The 13,828-nt window shown below is 71.9% G+C and carries 12 protein-coding genes; 6 read left to right on the forward strand and 6 right to left on the reverse strand.

The annotated features are described in order from the left end of the window. Positions 1–5: 5 nt before the first annotated feature. From ABZ192_RS06825 to ABZ192_RS06850, 6 genes are all read right to left on the reverse strand, one after another. Entirely contained in the window at positions 6–644 is a 639-nt protein-coding gene (locus tag ABZ192_RS06825; protein ID WP_356923454.1) for a (2Fe-2S)-binding protein, read from the reverse strand. A gap of 192 nt (positions 645–836) precedes the next feature. Next, the gene (locus ABZ192_RS06830; protein ID WP_356923455.1) at positions 837–1,604 is read right to left on the reverse strand and encodes a glucose 1-dehydrogenase; all 768 of its coding nucleotides are present in this window, start codon (positions 1,602–1,604) and stop codon (positions 837–839) included. A 46-nt stretch (positions 1,605–1,650) separates the two neighbouring features. Continuing rightward, the gene (locus ABZ192_RS06835) at positions 1,651–2,907 is read right to left on the reverse strand and encodes an MFS transporter (RefSeq protein WP_356923456.1); all 1,257 of its coding nucleotides are present in this window, start codon (positions 2,905–2,907) and stop codon (positions 1,651–1,653) included. Positions 2,908–2,979: 72 nt separating this feature from the next. Continuing rightward, positions 2,980–3,468: a cyclophilin-like fold protein gene (locus tag ABZ192_RS06840; RefSeq protein WP_356923457.1), complete on the reverse strand. Its 489-nt coding sequence runs from the start codon at positions 3,466–3,468 to the stop codon at positions 2,980–2,982. Positions 3,469–3,525: 57 nt separating this feature from the next. After that, the gene (locus ABZ192_RS06845) at positions 3,526–4,191 is read right to left on the reverse strand and encodes an SDR family NAD(P)-dependent oxidoreductase (protein WP_356923458.1); all 666 of its coding nucleotides are present in this window, start codon (positions 4,189–4,191) and stop codon (positions 3,526–3,528) included. 98 nt (positions 4,192–4,289) lie between these two features. Next, entirely contained in the window at positions 4,290–5,306 is a 1,017-nt protein-coding gene (locus ABZ192_RS06850; protein WP_356923459.1) for a zinc-dependent alcohol dehydrogenase family protein, read from the reverse strand. Between the two features lie 169 nt (positions 5,307–5,475). Here ABZ192_RS06850 and ABZ192_RS06855 point away from each other — a divergent pair, with 169 nt between their 5' ends. The 6 genes from ABZ192_RS06855 (at position 5,476) to ABZ192_RS06880 (ending at position 13,828) form a co-directional block, all read left to right on the forward strand. After that, positions 5,476–6,357, forward strand: a complete 882-nt coding sequence (locus ABZ192_RS06855) for a helix-turn-helix transcriptional regulator (protein ID WP_356923460.1) — start codon at positions 5,476–5,478, stop codon at positions 6,355–6,357. Positions 6,358–6,707: 350 nt separating this feature from the next. After that, positions 6,708–8,183: a sugar transferase gene (locus ABZ192_RS06860; RefSeq protein WP_356923461.1), complete on the forward strand. Its 1,476-nt coding sequence runs from the start codon at positions 6,708–6,710 to the stop codon at positions 8,181–8,183. A gap of 105 nt (positions 8,184–8,288) precedes the next feature. Next, a complete protein-coding gene (locus ABZ192_RS06865) occupies positions 8,289–9,605 on the forward strand; it encodes a nucleotide sugar dehydrogenase (RefSeq protein WP_356923462.1) in 1,317 nt (438 codons plus the stop codon). Then, positions 9,595–10,875 (forward strand): glycosyltransferase family 4 protein, encoded by a 1,281-nt coding sequence (locus ABZ192_RS06870; RefSeq protein WP_356923463.1) that lies wholly within the window; start codon positions 9,595–9,597, stop codon positions 10,873–10,875. Before ABZ192_RS06865 ends, ABZ192_RS06870 begins: the two co-directional genes overlap by 11 nt. After that, positions 10,872–12,269, forward strand: coding sequence for a Wzz/FepE/Etk N-terminal domain-containing protein (locus tag ABZ192_RS06875; RefSeq protein ID WP_356923464.1), 1,398 nt, complete (start codon positions 10,872–10,874; stop codon positions 12,267–12,269). Before ABZ192_RS06870 ends, ABZ192_RS06875 begins: the two co-directional genes overlap by 4 nt. Next, positions 12,266–13,828 (forward strand): Wzz/FepE/Etk N-terminal domain-containing protein, encoded by a 1,563-nt coding sequence (locus tag ABZ192_RS06880; protein WP_356923465.1) that lies wholly within the window; start codon positions 12,266–12,268, stop codon positions 13,826–13,828. Before ABZ192_RS06875 ends, ABZ192_RS06880 begins: the two co-directional genes overlap by 4 nt.

Raw genomic sequence — 13,828 nt, forward strand, 5'->3', positions numbered from 1 at the left:
GGCCCTCACTTCCGGCCGACGGTCTGCTCGACCGCGCGCACGATCTTGACGTAACAGCCGCAGCGGCAGATATTGCCGCTCATCCACTCCCGTATCTCCTCCGGCGAGCCGGTGTGGCCCTCCTGGATGCAGCCGACGCCGGAGACGATCTGGCCGGGGGTGCAGTAACCGCACTGGAAGGCGTCCTCGTCGATGAAGGCCTGCTGCAACGGGTGCAGCCGCTCCCCCTCGGCCAGGCCCTCGATCGTGGTGACCTCGGCGCCCTCCAGCCGGACGGCCAGCGTCAGGCAGGAGTTGACGCGGTGGCCGTCGACCAGCACGGTGCACGCGCCGCAGGCCCCGGCGTTGCAGCCCTTCTTGGAGCCGGTCAGGTCCAAGTGCTCACGCAGCAGGTCCAGCAGCGAGGTCCGGTTGTCGACCGTCATGGTGCGGCGGGTGCCGTTGACGGTCAGGGAAACCCGGCTGGACGGCGGTGCCTCGGCAGCGGTGGCCTCTTCCGGGCCCGTGAGGAACGTCCCCCCGGCCACGACGGCACCGCCGACCGCGGCACTGGTGGCGATGAAGGTGCGCCGAGTGGGTGCCGGGGCGGACTCGCCGGCTCCGGTGGGGGGTGGAACGGCGGACTCAGGGAGTTCAGTTGACATACGTACGCCTTCGTATCGCGGACGGATCGGCCGTACACAACAGCGGGACGGCAGACGGGATCGTCGTCACCGCGAGAGGGGATGGAGCGACCGCGTGCCTTGGCGGCGGCGACTGGTCACGTGGGGAGTCTGGCACCACCGGCAACGCTCGTGACAGGGAGACTTTTCTCCCCCTTTACTTGGGGTCCGTGCCTAGCGGGCGACGTAGCCGCCGTCGACGGGGAGGGCGACGCCGAGGACGAAGCTCGCTCCGGGGCTGCACAGCCACAGGACCGCCTGGGCGATTTCCTCGGCCGTGCCGAGGCGGTTGATCGGCTGGTTGGCCTCGGCCTCCGCCCGGTCGAGCTCTCCCTTGGCGATCATGTCGCTGACCATCGGGGTGTCGATGGTGCCGGGGCAGACGGCGTTGACGCGGATGCCGCGCGGGGCGTATTCGAGGGCGGCGCTGCTGGTCAGGCCGATGACGCCGTGCTTGGAGGCGTGGTAGGAGGCACGGCCGGGCAGGCCGACCAGACCGCCGAGCGAGGAGCAGTTGACGATGGCGCCGCTGCCCTGGGCGCGCATGTGCCGCAGCTCGTGCTTCATACAGGCCCATACGCCGCGGAGGTTGATGGCGTTGACCCGGTCGAAGCGTTCGGCGGGTTCGTCGGCGGCGTCGCTGGGCGGGATCTGGATGCCCGCGTTGTTGTACGCCATGTCGAGGCGGCCGAAGGTCTCGACCGTGCGGTCGACGGCGGCGGCGACCTGGTCCTCGTCGCTGACGTCACAGGTGAGGGCGAGGACTCGGTGGCCGGCGTCGGTGAGTTCCTTCGCGGCCGCGTTCAGGGCTGCTTCGTCGATGTCGGTGAGGGCGACGGCGGCTCCGGACGCGGCGAACGCGCGGGCGGTCGCCAGGCCCATACCGGCACCGGCGCCGGTGACGAGGGCGACCTGGCCGGTGAAGTCGTACGTGGGATTCATGTCGTGGTCTCCGTTCGAGTGCCGACACCGCGAGGGGTGGCTCGGATCAGTACTGCGAGGACGCCCGCGCGGGTTCGTCGCGGCGCCGTCGCGTGGACGCGCTGCTCCGGGCCACGATCCGGCCCTCGCCGGAAGGGCCCTGGACGGCGAGGGCGATCAGGGGCAGCAGGGTGAGGGCGGCGATGACGGTGCCGACCAGGGGCGGGCCGGTCAGGCCCAGGGAGGAGTCGAGGGCCTGACCCGCGATCACCGAACCGGCGGCGATGCCGGTGTTGAAGGCGGAGGTGGTCAGAGACGAGGTGAGGGTGGGAGCGTCGCCGGCGAAGCGCATGGCGAGGGCGGTGACGACCGGGTTGACCGTGAAGCCGGTCAGGCCCATGAGGAAGACCAGGAGGGTCGCTGTCACCGGGTTGCCGGACAGCGGGATCATCAGGAACAGGACCAGGGCCGTGGCCGCGGCGGCCGTGAGGGTGGTGGCCATCGGACGCCGGTCGCCCAGTCGGCCGCCCGTGGTGGTGCCGCCCAGGGCGCCGACGCCGAAGGCGATGAGGGCGAGCGGTACGGCGCCTGCGGGGACGCCCGCGCGGTCGGTCAGCAGCGGCGTGACATAGGTGTACGTCGCCAGGACACCACCCATGATCAGCATCGCGGCGGCCAGTGCCAGCCACAGCCGGCCCTGGCGCAGCGCCCGGACCTCGGCCCGGACGGACAGCTCGACGCGCTGCTCCCGGGCCGGGATGAAACGGCCGATGAACACGGCGGCGAGCCCGGAGAGGACGGCCAGGGCCCAGAAGGGACCGCGCCAGCCGGTGAGCTGGCCGGCGAAGGAGCCGATCGGCACCCCGACGACGTTGGCCAGGGTCAGGCCGCCGATCATGACGCCGGTGGCGCGGGTGGCGTTGCGCGGGCCCGCGGCGGTGGTGGCGACGACGAAGCCGACGGCCCAGAACGCTCCGGTGGCCAGGGCCGTGACGACCCGGGCCGCGAGGACGACCGTGAAGGACGTGCTGAGGGCGACGACCAGGTGTCCGAGGCAGAACACGGACAGGGCCAGGATCAGCGTCCGGCGCTGCGGCAGCCGCAGGGTCGCCAGAGCCATGGTCGGCGAGCCGACGATCATGCCGATGGCGAAGGCGGTGATCAGCAGGCCGGCGTGAGAGACGCTGACTCCGAGGTCACCGGCCAGTTCCGGCAGCAGACCGGCGACGACGAACTCGGTGGTCCCCATCAGGAACGTGCCGGCGGCGAGCACCCAGACGACGACGGGGAGCTTGCCGGGGGTGGTCCCGGACGCGGAAGGCATACGTGTGGTGTCTCCTTGCGTGGACGTGGTCGTGCGATGGCGCCCCCTTTAGGGGCGGGCGGTGGGGCTGGGTCAGGGCGCGGCTTCGATGGTGATCCGGTCGGCCCTGGCAAGCCGGTCGGTGTCGGCGTCGATGTGGCCGAGGATGAGCAGGTCGGCGTTGGCGGAGTCGCCGTCCCGGTAGAAGACGGCCAAGTTGCCCCAAGGCGCGTAGTAGGTCAGGTCACCGGCCTTCGGCGCGCGCGGCTCGGGAGCACCCGAGGTGGTCAGCCTGCGCGGCAGGTCGGCGATCCGCTCCGTCTGGTGGAAGTCCTCCAAGTCCAGGGTGAGCGGGAGCAGCTCGGCGAAGTCACGGGCGGCAGGGCTGTCGTTCAAGGCGGCGTCGACGGGGCGGCCGTCGAGGGTGACCCGGATGTCCATGGCGGTGTTCCTGTCGGACGGTGTGGTGCGTGCCTCGGCCGTCGGTGTCTGCCGGGCGGAGGACGCGGAGGATGCCTTGTGCGGGGAGGCGGGCGAGGTGTCGCTGCAGGCCGCCGCGGCCAGCAGAACAGTGATGGTCATGGCCACGCGGGCGAGAGCGCGAAGGGGCGGCGCGGGGTTCACGGGGTCGTCCTGTGGCTAGTCGGGCAGGGGCTCGGAGTAGTGCCGGAAGCCGTCCCGCCGCTGGTGGATGTCGTACAGCCGTTGCGCCAGCACGTCGGGGCTGCTGTGCTCGGCGTCGGGCCGGATGGCTCCGGGGATGATCAGCTGGGCCGCGTGGATGTTCTCCTCGGCGAGCACTTCGTGCAGCGTGCGGGCGTAGGCGCTCTCGGCGGCGAAGGCGATCGAGGTGCCGGCGACCTTCGGGTTGGGGCGTACGGCACTGGAGCCGTTGACGAACAGCAGCGTGCCGCGGCCGAGGGCGCGCATGCCGGGCAGGACGGCGTTCACGCAGGTGACGGGGCCTTTGACGGAGAAGGCGAGCGGGGCGTCGAGGTCGTCGGCGCTCGTGTCGAGGACCGGTTTCATGAAGTCGGCGCGCGGCACCGGGCTGTACTGGAGGATCTCGATGGGCCCCAGGTCGGCCGCGGCACTGTGCAGGGCCGTGGTCAGGGACTCGGTGTCGAGGACGTCGGCGGTGAAACCGCGGGCCTGGATGTCGTCACGGGCGAGATCGGCCGTCAGTTCGTCCAGCTTCCGCGCGGTGCGGGCGATGAGGGCCACGGCGTGGCCGGCCGCTCCGAAGCGGCGGGCGGTGGACAGCCCGAGGCCCGGCCCGGCTCCGACGAGGGCGAAGGTCGTCATGGTGGGTCCTTGCGTGAGGGGGGTGGTTCCGGGGCCGGGGCCGCGCGGCCTGGCGCGCGGCCCCGGAGCTCCGCGGTCAGGGCGTCGGCACGTTGCGGTCAGGGCTTGAGGAGCGCCTTGATCGCGCGGCGTTCGTCCATCGCCTTGTAGCCCTCGGCGACTTGGTCGAGGGGCAGGGTGAGGTCGAAGACCTTGCCCGGGTCGATCCGGCCGGACAGAACGCGGTCGATCAGGTCGGGCAGGTAACGGCGTACGGGGGCGGGGCCGCCGCGCAGGCCGACGTGGGAGAAGAACAGCTCCTCGCCGTCGAGGGCCACCTCGTGCGGGACGCCGACGAAGCCGACGTTGCCGCCGGGGCGGGCGGAGTGCAGGGCCTGGCGCATGGACTCGGCGGTGCCGACGCACTCCAGCACGGAGTCCGCGCCGATGCCGCCGGTGAGGTCCTTGACGCGGGCGATGCCTTCGTCGCCGCGTTCGCCGACGACGTCGGTGGCGCCGAACTCGAGGGCGAGCTTCTGGCGCGACTCGTGCCGGCTCATCGCGATGATCCGCTCGGCGCCGAGCTCGCGGGCGGCTATGACGCCGCACAGGCCGACCGCCCCGTCTCCGACCACGACGGCCGTGGAGCCGGGCTTCACTTCGGCGGCGAGGGCCGCGTACCAGCCGGTGCCCATCACGTCGGAGACGGCGAGCAGGCTCGGCACGAACCGGCCGTCCGGGTGCTCGTCGGTGGCGACGAGGGTGCCGTGGGCGTTGGGGATGCGCACGTAGTCGGCCTGGCAGGTGCTCATGAACTCGCGGTGCAGGCAGGAGGACTGCCAGCCGTTCAGGCAGTTCACGCAGGTGTTGTCCGAGGTGGCGAAGGAGCCGACGACGAACTGGCCCGGCTTGACGTGGGTGACCTCGCTGCCCGTCTCCTCGACGATGCCGACGTACTCGTGCCCCATCGGGTGCGGGTCGCCGATGGGTTCCGCCCCGCGGTAGGGCCACAGGTCCGAGCCGCACACGCAGGTGGCGACCGTGCGGATCACCGCGTCGGTGGGGTGGAGGATCTTCGGGTCGTCGAGGTTCTCGAAGCGCACGTCGCCGGGGGCGTAGATGACTGCTCCGCGCATGGGTGTTTCCTTCGTGCGAGGGTGGGTGTGCCTCAGCCGTGGTCGGAATCGGCTGGATCGATATCGAGCCTCACACGCGAGAGCAGGTGCGAAAAGCGGAGGAATTCATCCTGGGAAAGGAACATCCTGGGAGGGATTTCTCCCCCCTTTCCCGGGTGGAATCGGTGTCATGCTGGGAAGCATGACCGCCAACGTCCCCCTCAATGAGCTGGGAGAATTCCTCAAGAAGCGCCGCTCGGAGCTGAGCCCGCGCACGGTCGGACTGCCCGAGACCGGCAAACCCCGCCGGGTGGAGGGGCTGCGCCGCGAGGAGGTCGCCCAGCTGGCCAATATCAGCACGGACTATTACACCCGGCTGGAACAGGGCCGCATGCGGGCGTCGGCGCCCGTGCTGGACGTCCTCGCCCGGGTGCTGCACCTGGACGACGACGAGCGCGGCTACCTCTTCCAGCTCGCGGGCAAGACCACCACCCGCACCCGGCGCCGCGGCCGGCAGAAGGTCCAGCCGCAGCTTCAGCGGGTCCTGGACGACCTCACCGCCACCCCCGCCATCGTGCAGGGCCGGCGCGGGGACATCCTGGCCTGGAACGCGCTGGCGGCCGCCCTGGTCACCGACTTCTCCCGCATCCCGGAAAAGCACCGCAACTACCCGCGGATCATCTTCACCGATCCGGCCATGCGCACCCTGTACGCCGACTGGGAGACCTCCGCGCACATCGCCGTCGCCCAACTGCGCATGGAGGCCGCGAAGTACCCCGAGGATCCGCGCCTGATCGAGCTGGTCGGTGAACTGTCCCTGCGGGACAAGCAGTTCGCCCGCTGGTGGGGCGATCACCACGTCGCCGCCCGCACCGTCGGCACGAAGACCCTCAACCATCCGGTCGTCGGCGAACTCGTCCTGGACTGGGACACCCTCACCGCCAACACCGACCCCGACCAGAACCTGACGGTCTGGACGGCCATGCCCGGCTCCCCCACCCACGAACGGCTGCGCATCCTGGCCTCCTGGGCCGCCGACCAGGACCTGCCTGCCTCCTCACCCCTCACCTGACCGCCGCAGGCCACCCCCGACGAAATCAGTCTCAAAGCTTGCGCACAATTTGCACACATCCCCTCTACATACTGATCTCGATGGTCTAGATTGACCGTGCTTCGGATGTTCGAACACGAGGCGACCGTTAATGATCTATAGGTCCGGAGCTGCGGAAAGCCGACGGTCGCCTCCTCACCGCCAGACGTGGTGGTGATCAATTTCTTGGAGCCCGGGAGGGTGCCTTGGGTGCGGGGAGCACCCGGGGTTCGGGGTGCTCAAGTAGCGCGCGACGCGGGAGGCGGGGGCCTCCCGAGGCGAGGAACAGTGCGAGGCGCACACGTCGAGTTACTGGCGACTTGGGGGGTTCTGTGCAACAGGGGGAACTTGTCGACCCTTTTCCGTCGGCACGGGGGCTGGCGAACGGGGCGATCAGCCCGCAGGCGATCGACTGGGAACAGCGGTACCGCCGTACTGTGATCATCAGCGACACCGTGGCCACCGCCTTCGTGGTGGCGGCGATCGGCAACTTCTTCGGGGCCCGGGACGCGGCCAACTGGCATGAGAAGTGGGGCATTCTCGCGTTCGGCACCGAACTGCTGGTGCTCGGGGCGCTCGCCGTGAGCCGGGCCTGGGCACCGGCCGTACTCGGCCAGGGCGCCGAGGAGTTCCGCCGGCTCGGACGCTCGCTGTTCACGGCGACCGTCGTCCTGGCGCTCGGCGGGATCGCCCTCACCTCGCGCAACATCAAACTCTGGATCTTCGTCGCGATCCCCGCGATCGCGCTCGTCACCATGACCGCGCGGTATCTGCTGCGCCTCTCGCTGCACAAGCAGCGCAAGGAAGGCCGGTGTCTGAGACCGGTGCTCGCCGCCGGGAGCCCGGCCACCGTGCGCGACCTGATCGCCCGGACCCGCAAGTTCCCGCACCTCGGGTGGCGGGTGGACGCGGTGTGCACGACGGACGGTCTCGGGCTCGACGGTGACCACCTGGACGGAGTGCCGGTCGTCGGCCGGCTGGCGGACGTCGCGGGCCACGTCCGCCGCGACGGCTACCGCGTCGTCGCGGTCACACCGGATCCGCACTGGTCACCGGACCGGCTGCAACGGCTGGCGTGGAACCTCGAAGGCAGTGACGCCGAGATGGTCGTGGCCCCCGTGCTGATGGAGGTGGCCGGCCCGCGGCTGCACGTCGACGCGGTGCTCGGGATACCGCTGCTGCGGGTCAGCATGCCCACCTTCACTGGGGGCCGCCGGGTGGTCAAAGGGGTCGTCGACCGGATGGGCGCGGCGATCCTGCTGCTGCTGTTCGCGCCGCTGATGGCGCTCGTCGGGCTGCTCGTTCTGCTGGACAGCCGGGGTGGGGCGTTCTACCGCCAGCGCAGGGTCGGCAAGGACGGCCGCGAGTTCACCATGCTCAAGTTCCGCACGATGGTCCCCGGGGCCGACCGGGCACGTGCCGAGCTGGCCGACCGCAACGAGGGCGCCGGCCCGCTGTTCAAGCTCCGCCGGGATCCGCGGGTGACCCGGGTGGGAGCGGTGCTGCGCCGGTACTCGCTCGACGAGCTCCCGCAGCTCTTCAACGTACTCACGGGATCGATGTCGCTCGTCGGTCCGCGGCCTCCGCTGCCGGAGGAGTGCGCCGCGTACGCCCCGGACATCCGGCGGCGGTTGCTGGTCAAGCCCGGACTCACCGGACTGTGGCAGATCAGCGGACGCAGTGACCTGTCGTGGGAGGAGGCGGTCCGGCTGGACCTGCGCTACGTGGAGGACTGGTCGCTCGCCCTGGACACGGTGATCTTGTGGAAGACGCTGCGTGCGGTGCTCCACGGGCAGGGCGCCTACTGATGTGCGGAGGTCGGCGCCCGGAGGGGGCGCGGACCGCAGGCCGAGAGGGCCTGCTCGGGGGGGGACCGCAGGCCACAAGGGCCTGCCTGGGGGGAGGGACGGGTCATGAGAGTCAGCGTTTTCGGGCTCGGCTACGTGGGCTGCGTGTCGGCCGCGTGCCTGGCCAGCATGGGTCACGAGGTCATCGGGGTGGACGTCAACCAGGTGAAGGTCGACCTGGTCAACGATGGCAAGGCCCCGGTGGTCGAGGAGCGGATCGGCGAGCTCATCGCCGAGGTCGTGCGCAGCGGAGCGTTGCGCGCCACCGGCGACGTCCGTGAGGCGGTCATGGGCAGCGAGGTGTCGCTGGTCTGCGTGGGCACGCCGTCGGAGCCCAACGGCAGCCTGTGCACGACGTACTTGGAGCGGGTCACCGAGCAGATCGGCGCCGCGCTGGCCGAGCGGGGCGGGCGGCACACGGTGGTGTTCCGCAGCACCATGCTCCCGGGCACCTGCCTGAACCTGCTGGTGCCGATCCTGGAGAAGTACGTCGGCGGCACGGCCGGGGTGGACATCGGGGTCGCGGTCAACCCGGAGTTCCTGCGCGAGGGCACGAGCGTGCGGGACTTCTTCGACCCGCCCAAGACGGTCATCGGGGAACTCGACCCGGCCAGCGGCGACGCGGTGACGGCGCTGTACGAGGGCTTGCCCGGCGAGGTGTTCCGGGTGCCGGTCCCGACGGCCGAGGCGATCAAGTACGCGGACAACGCGTTCCACAGCCTCAAGATCGGCTTCGCGAACGAGCTGGGCGCGGTGTGCCAGGCGCTCGGGGTGGACTCGCACCAGGTGATGGACGTGTTCCTGGCCGACCGCAAGCTGAACATCAGCCCCGCCTATCTGCGGCCCGGCTTCGCCTTCGGCGGCTCCTGCCTGCCCAAGGACCTGCGCAGTCTCGTCCACGCGGCGCAGCGGGCCGACGTCTCGGTGCCCATCCTCGCCCACGTGCTGCCTTCCAACTCCGACCATCTGCAACGCGCGGTGGACCTGGTCGAGCGCACCGGCAAGCGCCGTATCGGCATGTTCGGGCTGTCCTTCAAGCCCGGCACCGACGACCTGCGCGAGAGCCCGCTCGTCGAGCTGGCGGAGAGGCTCTTCGGCAAGGGGTACGACCTGCGGATCTACGACGCCAACGTGAACCTCTCCCGGCTGATCGGCGCGAACCGGGAGTACATCGAGAACCGGCTGCCGCACCTCGCGCAGCTGCTCGCCGCGTCCGTGGACGAGGTGCTCGACCACGCCGAGGTGTGCCTGGTCGGGACCAGGGACCCGGCCGTGCTGGCGGCGCTGCCCCACAGTGAGGGCCCGGTGCTCGTCGACCTCGTCCACCTTCCCGACGCCGATGTGCGCCGGACCGAACCGGGGTACGTGGGCCTTGCTTGGTGACAGATCGTTCGACGACACAGCCGCGGGCGGCCGGCCCGGCCGGCGCGCGCTGATCCTGGTGGAGAACCTGTCGGTGCCGTTCGACCGGCGGGTGTGGCAGGAGTGCGCGACGCTGCGCGACGCGGGCTGGACGGTGCACGTCATCTGTCCGCAGGGGAGCAAGCGCGACACGGAGCCGGAGGCGGTGATCGACGGGGTGCGGATCCACCGCTACCCGTTGCGCGCGGCCACCGGAGGGCCGGCCGGCTACCTGCGGGAGTACGGATCGGCGTTGTGGCACACGGCCCGGCTGGCCCGCAAGGTCGGCCCCGTCGACGTGGTCCACGCCTGCAACCCGCCCGACCTGCTGTTCCTGCCGGCGCTGTGGCTGAAGCGGCGCGGGGCGCGGTTCGTCTTCGACCAGCACGACCTGGTACCCGAGTTGTACCTCTCCCGGTTCGGCCGTGGCGAGGATCTGCTCTACCGCGCCGTGTGCGCGCTGGAACGGCGGACCTACCGGGCCGCGGACATCGTCCTCGCCACGAACGAGAGCTACCGGGACGTCGCGCTGAGCCGTGGCGGCCGGCGGCGTGAGGACGTCTTCGTGGTGCGCAGCGCACCGGCTGTCGACCGGTTCCAGCCGGTGCCGCCCGAGCCGGAGCTGAAGCGCGGCAAGCCCCATCTGCTGTGCTACCTCGGCGTGATGGGCCCGCAGGACGGTGTCGACTACGCCCTGCGCGCCCTGGCGAAACTGCGCGACGAGCTCGGGCGGACCGACTGGCATGCCGTGTTCGTCGGCTCCGGCGACGCCTTCGACGCGATGGTGGAGCTGTCCCGGCAGCTCGGACTCTCCGAGCAGGTGCAGTTCACCGGGCGCATTCCGGACGCCGATCTGGTGCGTTACCTGTCCACCGCGGACGTGTGCCTCTCCCCCGACCCGCGCAATCCGCTCAACGACGTGTCGACCATGAACAAGGTCCTGGAGTACATGGCGATGGGCCGGCCGATCGTCTCCTTCGACCTGAAGGAGGCGCGGGTCTCCGCCGGGGACGCCGCCGTCTACGCACCCGCCGACGACGAGGCGGAGTTCGCCGGGCTCATCGCCATGCTGCTGGACGACCCGGAGAAGCGGGCCCGGATGGGCAAGACCGGCCAGGAGCGGATCAGCGGACCGCTCTCCTGGCGGAATTCGCAGGAGTCGCTGCTCGCCGCCTACGCCGCCGCCTGCCGTGACCGCACCGCGGCGTCGGCGGGCCGCCCGGTCCGCACTGGGAAGAGGCAGCGCCGTTGAGCGATGACACGATACGCCTGGTCACGATCGGGCGGATTCTCCGTCGGCGCGGGCGGCTTCTCGCCGTCCTCGCCGTGGTGGGCGCCCTCGTCGGCTACGGCGCCTCGGTGGTGTTCCCGCCGCGGTACACGACGTCGGCGTCGGTGCTGCTGCCGGGGCAGTGGGAGGAGCGCGAGCTGCTGACCCAGGCGGAGGTCGCGACCAGTTCGGTGGTGGTCGACCGCGCTGCCGCCGCACTCGGCTGGCCCGGGGTCGGCGGCGGCGAACTGCGGGACCGGGTCAGCGCCGAGACCGCCGACGGGAACATCATCGAGATCTCGGGCACGGCCGACACCCCGGAGCGTGCGCAGCGGCTCTCCGACCAGGTGGCCGAGCAGTTCGTCACCTTCGCCGCGCGACTCGCGGGCGACAACCCCGACCCCGAAGCGGCTGACGCGCCCGAGGAACTGCGCAAGACGGTGGTGCGCACCGACCGCCGCATCACCGACCTGGCCGAGGCGGCCGACCCGGGGCGGACCGTGGAGAGCGTGCAGGCCCGCACCGAGCTCGAGAAGCTGCGTGCCGCGCTGCTGGACGCCATGAAGAAGCTGGACGAGGCCGACCCGGCGAGCAACAAGGCCGGCATGGTCGTCATGGGACCGGCGGCCCGGCCGACCGGCGAGGCGGCGCCGACGAGGGTGCAGCTCGTCGTCGCCGGGGCGCTGCTGTTCTTCCTCCTCGCGGTCGTCGGCCACCTCACCGCCGCACGGATGAGCCGCCGGCTGCGCACGGCACCGGAGATCGCCGCGGCGCTGGACTCCGCGCTGCTCGGTACCGTCGACGTCCCTGATGAACAGCCCGCGCACCGGCCCAAGGGCGGTGGCCCGCAGGCCCGGATCCGCCGGTTGCTGAGCCTCGACACCCGGTGGGACGTACCGCCCCCGCAGCCGTCCGGCGGTGAGGCCGGCCGGCGGATCCGTTATCGGCGGGTGTGGGCCCGCCTCCGGGACCGGCTGCCGGATGCGCGGCGGCTGCTGGTGGTCGTACCGGACAGCGACGAGGTCGCCGTCCGGGCCGCCGAGCAGCTCGTCGCCGAGGCCGGGAGCGAACCTTCCCCCGGCTCCTCGGACAGGGGATACGCCGTGCCGCGGGTGGTGGGGGTTTCGGTGCCCGGGCCGCTGGTGCCGGACCGCGGCACAGAGTCCGGTGCCCTGGTGGTGCTCAGCGCGGGCAGCTGGACCGCGGGGGACCTCGCCGGCATCGCCGAGGCGTGTGCGGACGCGGGGCACGAGGTCGTCGGCGTCGTCGTCGCCGGCACGACCCGGGACCGCCCGACGCGGTCCGCCGGCCGTCCTGCGGACGAGGCCGCTCCGGAGCTCGCGGTTCGCGGCCACGTCACGGGAGGTGCACGGTGACCACGAGAGAGACGCCGGAACCGGCGGCCGCCGCTCCGCTGCTGGATCTGCAGGCGCTGGTGGTGGCGGTGCGCAGGCGCCGCCGCCTGTGGTGCTCCTTGGCGCTGCTGGGGCTGCTGATCGGCGCGGCCGTGGCGGTCCTGCTGCCGCCGCCGCCCAGCGCGGTGGCCAAGGTGCTGGTCGCGCACAAGGAGGACCAGCCGAACGACACCGGAACGCTGATCCGCACCGACGTGGAGCTGCTGCACACCACGCGGATCGCGGGCCAGGCCCTGCGGGCCCTCGAGTCCCCGGAGCGTCCAGAGGACTTCATGCGGGACTACCGGGGCACCGGCCTGTCCAACAACGTGCTGCAGATCGACGTGACGGGTGACAGCGACGCGGAAGCGGTCGCCCGGGCCAAGGCGCTGGCCGAGGCGTTCGTCGCGGACCACGTGCGGCGGATGCGGGAGGCCGCGAAGGCCGAGTCCAAGGCCCTGCTCGACCAGCGTGACCGCATGCGGAAGGAACTCGCCGGGGTCAACAAGGCGATCGAGGACGGACCGCCGGAGAGCAGCCCGGAGGCGTCGGCGAGCATGGAGTCGCTCTTCGCCCGCCGAGCCGAACTCACCTCGCGGATCGCCGACTTCGACCAGCGGGCCGAGGAGGCGCGCATCGGCACGCCCCAACTCGTCGCCGGCACGCAGATCGTGGACGCCCCGCGCGCGGTCCGGCACTCCCTGCCCAGAGCCGCTGTCACCGACGCGGCGATCGGACTGGTCCTCGGGCTCGTCCTCGGGCTCGCGGTGGCCGCGGTCGGCTCGGTGGTGGCGGACCGCCCCGTACTGCGCCGGGACATCGCGGCGAACCTGGGCGCCTCGGTCATCGCGGAGCTGCCCCGCGCCCCCCGCCTGCCGGCGAGGCTGTGGCAGCGCCGGAGGACCCGGGCGGCACGCGAACGGCTCACCGCCTTCCTGGCCCGCACCGTGCGCGGCTCCGCGGAACCGGTGTCGCTGCTGGAACTGGGCTGTGCCCGCACCACCAGCGCCATCGCCGTGGACCTCGCCAGGGCATTGGCGGCGAAGGGGCCGGTGGTCGTCATCGACGGCCTGCCCGGCCCGCAGCTCGCCGGCCGCCGCCCCAAGCCGGGAGACCCCGCCGTGGTCGGGGGCGAGCGCGCCGAGGCCGTGCCGGACCAGGAGCTGGGCCTCGGCGTCGGCTCGGTGGCGCCCGGCACGGCGTGGACCGACCTGCAGTACCTCGGCACCCGGACCGTCCTCGTCGTGCGTGCCGGGCACGGCAGCGCCGCCTGGCTGCACACCGTGGCGCGGCAGCTCGCGGACCAGCGCATCGCGGTGATCGGCGTGGTGCTGATCGACCCCGATCCGCGGGACCGGACCGACGGCACGCTGTGGGACGGGCTGCACACCGCGCCGCGCGGCCGTGGCGAGCGGCCGGCCCGACACAACGGTGGGGGTACCTCCCACGCCGTTCAGGCGGTGGGGGAGGGCCGGCGGCGGACGGAGCGGCTGCCGATGTGGGCGGCAGGGGTCCCGGACAGCAACCAGGAGGCGCGGTAG

It is taken from the genome of Streptomyces sp. NPDC006235 (assembly GCF_040613735.1).
Taxonomy (GTDB): domain Bacteria; phylum Actinomycetota; class Actinomycetes; order Streptomycetales; family Streptomycetaceae; genus Streptomyces.

Coding starts and splice junctions, on each gene's coding strand:
- ABZ192_RS06825 (WP_356923454.1), bottom strand. CDS start 644: ATGTCAACTGAACTCCCTGAGTCCGCCGTTCCACCCCCCACCGGAGCC.
- ABZ192_RS06830 (WP_356923455.1), bottom strand. CDS start 1,604: ATGAATCCCACGTACGACTTCACCGGCCAGGTCGCCCTCGTCACCGGC.
- ABZ192_RS06835 (WP_356923456.1), bottom strand. CDS start 2,907: ATGCCTTCCGCGTCCGGGACCACCCCCGGCAAGCTCCCCGTCGTCGTC.
- ABZ192_RS06840 (WP_356923457.1), bottom strand. CDS start 3,468: ATGACCATCACTGTTCTGCTGGCCGCGGCGGCCTGCAGCGACACCTCG.
- ABZ192_RS06845 (WP_356923458.1), bottom strand. CDS start 4,191: ATGACGACCTTCGCCCTCGTCGGAGCCGGGCCGGGCCTCGGGCTGTCC.
- ABZ192_RS06850 (WP_356923459.1), bottom strand. CDS start 5,306: ATGCGCGGAGCAGTCATCTACGCCCCCGGCGACGTGCGCTTCGAGAAC.
- ABZ192_RS06855 (WP_356923460.1), top strand. CDS start 5,476: ATGCTGGGAAGCATGACCGCCAACGTCCCCCTCAATGAGCTGGGAGAA.
- ABZ192_RS06865 (WP_356923462.1), top strand. CDS start 8,289: ATGAGAGTCAGCGTTTTCGGGCTCGGCTACGTGGGCTGCGTGTCGGCC.